Annotated in this window: 4 protein-coding genes; all 4 read right to left on the bottom strand. The window is 30.0% G+C overall.

Annotation, left to right across the window (positions count from 1 at the left end; genetic code table 11):
- A partial coding sequence (locus ACRDBA_RS07990) for a discoidin domain-containing protein (protein ID WP_438572397.1) occupies positions 1–2621 on the bottom strand: 2621 nt, incomplete at its 3' end.
- Positions 2622–2759: 138 nt separating this feature from the next.
- Positions 2760–3404 carry a histidine phosphatase family protein gene (locus ACRDBA_RS07985; protein ID WP_438572396.1) on the bottom strand — a complete coding sequence of 215 codons (645 nt, stop codon included), beginning with the start codon at positions 3402–3404 and terminating at the stop codon, positions 2760–2762.
- A 119-nt stretch (positions 3405–3523) separates the two neighbouring features.
- A complete protein-coding gene (srtB, locus tag ACRDBA_RS07980) occupies positions 3524–4246 on the bottom strand; it encodes a class B sortase (RefSeq protein ID WP_438572395.1) in 723 nt (240 codons plus the stop codon).
- Between the two features lie 42 nt (positions 4247–4288).
- Positions 4289–5928 (bottom strand): hypothetical protein (locus tag ACRDBA_RS07975; protein WP_438572394.1); only part of this gene is annotated, 1640 nt, incomplete at its 5' end.

The following is a 5928-nucleotide window of genomic DNA, read 5'->3' as shown; positions in this document are numbered from 1 at the left end:
TCTTCTGCACCAAATTGCCATATTAAAACTTCATGTGGTTTTAATGTTACAGTTATTGTATCTCCATAGTTGTAAGTTCTATCATCTTCCTTTACTCCATATGGATAAACTGTTGTCTTTGAAAGATTCTCTGCTCCTTCTCCAACACCTATTAATCTATCTAAAGTTAAAGTATATGTCTTTTCTACGCTTGATGGATTTCTAAGTGAAACAATACCATCTGCTCCATTCCAAGCTGAATATCCATAAACATTTCCATTTTTAGGAGTCTCACCTATAAGCTTAGCATTTCTTAAAATATCAAAGTTTTCTTCTCCCCACTTTAATACTTCTGCATTTACAGCCCATTTTTCATCATCCATCATATTATAGCTATAGTAAAGTTCCCAGAATGCAGTTCCTCTACTCATTAACATAAATAAATATTTTCTAAATTGTTCTGTATTCATAGTTACAGGTCCACCACCATAAGTGTTAGTGTTTCCGTAAATTGGGTCATGATTGTAAATATTAGCTGCTGGGAATTGGAATTGTCTTGTTCTATAGAAATCAAAATACCTATCATCTCTATAAGTTAACATTGCATCCATATATGATCCATCAACCTTTTGTACAGGTCCACCATCTCCTGATGCAAATCCAACATCATTACTATTTTGTAACCAAACTGTATTTACCCATTGTAAGAACCATGGACTTGGACTTGCATAACAAGTCATATTAATAAATAAGTCTTTACCTTGGGCTTCTCTTGATTCTCTCATAGCTTCAAATACTTTAACCCATTGCTCATAAGTATCTGTAACCATGTACATTCCATTATCTCCACCAGTCATATGACCATGTGTTTTAACTGGGCATGGACTTACTAAGAATCCATCAAGCTTCCAGTAATTTATATCAAATCTATTCATATAATCTAAGAATAAAGCTGTGATATTCTTTATATATTCTGGATGTCCTACACAAACATCTCCTCCTGCTGGATTATATCCACCCTTTCCAGCTCTCTCCATATTTTGTGCAAAGGAACTTGGCCAGTTATATCCACCTCTTGGTCCAAGCCATAATCCAAATTTTGATGAAACTTTTTCTGTAAATTCTGTTGCATCATATAGTTCATTAGGGAACTTATTATTAAATGACCAGAAATCTCCATTATAGTTATTCCATCCATCATCAACAACATATGCATCTACTGGCTCTACACCATGTTGTGATAATCCTTTTTCTATTTCATTAAATGAACCTTGAATATTATCAGAAGTAATATTTAACATATGGTCATACCATGAGTTATATTGCTTTCTAAAGTTAGTTCTAGTTGAAATAGTATCTATATAACTAAAGAAATCTGATTGAATAACTGATTCATCAGTACTTCTTGCAGCCCCTGCTACAGTTTGCCAAGTTACATATTTTCCATCTTCAGTTTTATCTAATTGATCAAATGTTTTACCTGTAAAATATCTAAAATGAGCTAAATCACCCTCATTGGTATCAACTATTCTATTATCAGTTTGAGGGAATTCACTTCCATAGAACATACCATTAATATAAACTGGTTGTCCTAAAGCTGTTTGGTAACCTGACATAAATGCTGGTTGCATATCTGGCCTTGACCATGTAGGACCATCATCTTCACCAACTATTAAATGTTCTAAATCAATATAATCTATTGGTGTTGTTTCTCCACCATCAACTTTTATTTCTAAATACTTTCTCATGAAGTGATCTCCATTTTCCATAACCACATTCATATCTATATCCCATTCTACTCCATCTACTATATATGGTTTAAAATCAAATATAATTCTCTTTCCATTATCTTCAGCTGAATCAACCACTCTAGTTTCTCCAAGCTCTAAATCTGAAGTTTTAACTCCTGGAATAATTTCTTCTTCTACAGCTCCATTTTCAATAATATCGATTTCAGCAGCGGCCCCAAAAGCTTGACCATTAACTGCATTCTTACCTACTAATTTTATATATTTTCCTTTTACTACATCATCAAATTTTATACTTATTTTATTTTTACCATTATATTGGAATGTACCAGTTTTTACAGGTTCTCCCCAATTTTCAGCATCATTACTTACATATATTTCATAGTCCTTAATATCTCCGTTAGTACCACTTTGTCTTGGTAAATAAGTAAAACCTGTAAGTTCTTTTTCTTCACCTAAGTCAATAGCTATATGATGTGGGTATTGAGACACTCCTCCACTGTATTTAGTATGCCACATTGTATTAGGATCTCCATCGAAGGCATTAATAGCAGCTCCATTTTCAGATGATTTCTCTTCACTACTTACAGATACTAGCTTCCATCCCTTGTCTACTTGCTTCTTTGTGCTTATTAAAAATTCTTCTGATCCTTCTTCTGGAGTAAATGTTGTATTAGCTCTTGAGTTTACAATTTCTTTAGTCTTAACTTTACCGCCTTCTAACGTAAACGTTCTCTCGATGTACTCATTTCCAATAGTTATTTGACCATTTCCCTCAGTTACTTCTACCTTGCCACCGTCGTTAGCTTTTACTTCAGTAGTTCCTATTCCTGCAATTAGGCTTGAACATACTGTGGCTGAAAGAACTAATGCTAATAATTTTTTTGTTCTCAAATTTTTACCCTCCATTAATCTTTTAAATTTTACATACTTATTTTACCATTTTATAAAAATGCTTACAATTGTATTTGTTCGACTTTTTTCATAAAATTAAAACCCGAATTATATTTTCATACAATTCGGGTTTTAATTTTATTTAAATTCATTATATTCTTTTTTAGAATATTGATGATGTTCCATACATGCTGTTAATAACATTTCATAACTATTATCATCATTAAAATCTATTTCTGTTAAACTAGTTTGTTTTATAAATGGTGGTTCCCATAAAGTATCTATATCTCTTCCCTCTAATGCACATAAATAAGACTTTAATGTAATTGTATGAGTTACTATTAATATACTTTTACCTTTTTCCTTTTCTAATATCTCATTTACAGCTTTGTAAGCTCTTTCTCTTACATCTTCAAATTTTTCTCCATTACCTATTGGATTGTACTTAGATGGCACATTCCAAAAATTATAATAATTATCTTCACCTAATTTTTTCATTTGATCTTGGTTTAAGCCTTCCCATCCACCAATGTTTATTTCTCTTAATCCATCATGAGTTAATAATGGTATTTCTTTATCACCCTTAACTATTTTAGCAGTGTTAAAGGCTCTTCCTACTGGGCTTGAATAAATAACATCTATATGTAAATCCTTTATTCTATCCCTTAACCATATAGCTTGTAATTTTCCTAGCTCTGTTAGCGGAGAATCCCCCCACCCCTGCATTATTCCACTTTCATTCCACTCTGTTTCACCATGTCTTGTTAAATATAATTTAGTCATCTCTTCTCAACCTTTACTCTTTTTTATATAACACTATTTTAATTTATCTAATAAATTAAATCAACTTAATAGCGTTGTAGTAAAGAAAAAAGTGAAGAGATATTCCTCTTCACTTTTCACTATTCCCTCTTAACTATTCTCCCTATAACTACATCTCTTGAATCTTCTGTTTCATATGAACAAGTAGATAATGTTATTATCCTATCTTCCTTTTTAATATTATCATCACTTAAATATAATGATTTATTTAATATATAATCTATATGATTTTCTATTTCCTTAGGCGATAAAAATACAGTTTCATATATTTTCGAGTCTGAAGTTGTATTTATATAAGAAAATATTTCAATCTTATAGGTTTCTTCTATTGTAAAAAGCCATCCTGTCTTATGACTATCAAAATAATTTTTATCTCTAAATTTTCTTATATCACCAAACATTTCCCCACTTTTTAATTGGTGACCATAAAGAATATTATTAAAAGATGAAAAATCATCATTACATCTAAAATCCATAAAAATTGAACCTGCCTTTGAAGGTTCTTTTAATACATTATGGCTTAAATAAAATAAATTGTCTTTCCCCTTTAAAATAGGATAATCTATATTTGTATTATCAATTCTAATCCACCCAATTACATCTTGATTTTTTTTAATTAATTCTAAAAGCATAGTTTTATCTACTTCTTCACTTTTAGGTCTATATTCTTCTATTGCCTCATCTAATTTCTTAATTTCTATTGATAGTAATTTACCCTCTGCTAGTTTCCATATGCAAAATATGATAATACTTATTATTATAAAAATACACATTGGTTTAACTACCTTATTTAAATACTTCACCTTGCACCTACCTAAAACTAATCATATAATTAAAAAAGTTTATTAATTAGTTTTATTTAAAGAAATATTACCCATATCATTATTAATAGTATCAACTGACCATGGTGGTATTATTCCATTAATAGGTCTTATATATATTGTAATCCACACTTTTTCATCAAAATCTAATTTAAATTCCCCATTATCTATTGTATTCTCTTCACTATTTATCTTTTTCATAGTAATTTTATCAAGAACATAATTAGTTGGAACTATTGGATTTATTTTAAATCTATCTGATAATGCTGTATCAAAGTATAAGGTAGTATAATCTACATCAAGCTTCCCTGATTTTATATACTTATTATAGGAACTTAACCCCTTATCAATAGTTACATATCCATCTCCAATTATTCCAGCATCTAAGTTTTCATCTAATATTACTTGACGAATGTATATTGGAGCCTTATAAGCAATTGCAAATGGACTAAAACTATCTATAGTAAATTTTAATCCCTTATCAGTTTTTTCTGGTACTATTTCATCTATATTTTGAAACTCATCATTATCTGTCCTTTTTACATCTTTAAAATGTAATATCTTAAATGTATAACTCTCGTCTGTTCCACTTGGACATGGATAATAAATAGTTATTTTTTCATTAGTTAACTGTCCATCATCCTTATGAGCTGTTACTATAATATTTCCATCATTATGATCTACTAAATCTAAATATTTTAAAATATAAGACATTCCTTTAGTAAAGCTATGAGTTTCTATTATATTTTTCATTATTTCCTTTTTCTTTGGGTCAAAAATTTGATCCTTCATTAATGAAACCGCTGAAGTATCTTCAATCTTAATTCCTGCTGAATTAAAAAATATAGTTCCATTTGGTACTACAGCTGTTGGATCAATGACATCTCCTGAAATATCATCAACTTGATATTTAGTAAATGTTGTTTTTTCTAAAAAGTTTTGTGGCCTTACTTCTAATATCCCTTCTTCAAAATTAAACCCATAAACTTTTCCACCTTCATCTACAGCTATCGCAGTATGTTTTACTCCATTTACCTCCATAGTTGTTAGTTCAATATCGTAAAATCCTATATTCTCTGAATAAGAATTGGGATCATTATATATTTCTCCTGTATCCTTATCTTTATAATATGCTCTGAATGGATATTCATAAATATAATAATCATGGCTATTTGCTATATGCTCTTCACCATCAAAGTAAAAGGTAAACTTACTTAACTCTTCATCCGTGAAAAATGTTCCATCTCCTTTTTTAAATGAAAAATATGGTCTCGGAAAAGTATCTCCTGAAGCTGAATCTCCACCTTGATAAGCAATCATATCTAATGGTTTAACTGTTATATACTCTTCAATTTTTCCTCCACCAGTAACTACAGGAACAATAAACTCTTCCTTTATTGTTTCTGACACTTCTGGATTAAAATCATTTCCTATATAATAATTTAAAAATGTTCTTCCATTAGCAGGATAATTAGCATAATTTAAAAACCCCTCTTTATCTCTATTTAAAGTGATTTTATACGTTATCTTGTATCTATATCTTGGCAAGTTATCTGGACCTGTAAATTCTTCTGCTACTACACCGCTTCCTAACATACTCCAAGTTAATACACCATCTTTAAAGGATGCCCCTGGAGGAATATCTCCATTAGGGAAACCATTAA

Origin of the sequence: Clostridium sp. (assembly GCF_051654825.1) — a bacterium.
Classification (GTDB): domain Bacteria; phylum Bacillota; class Clostridia; order Clostridiales; family Clostridiaceae; genus Clostridium.
Note: the sequence above shows the minus strand (reverse complement) of the source record. Positions and strands in the feature narration are given on the sequence as shown.

What these genes read in the sequence shown, in the direction of transcription:
- ACRDBA_RS07985 (WP_438572396.1), bottom strand. Translation starts at nt 3,404, where the DNA reads ATGACTAAATTATATTTAACAAGACATGGTGAAACAGAGTGGAATGAA.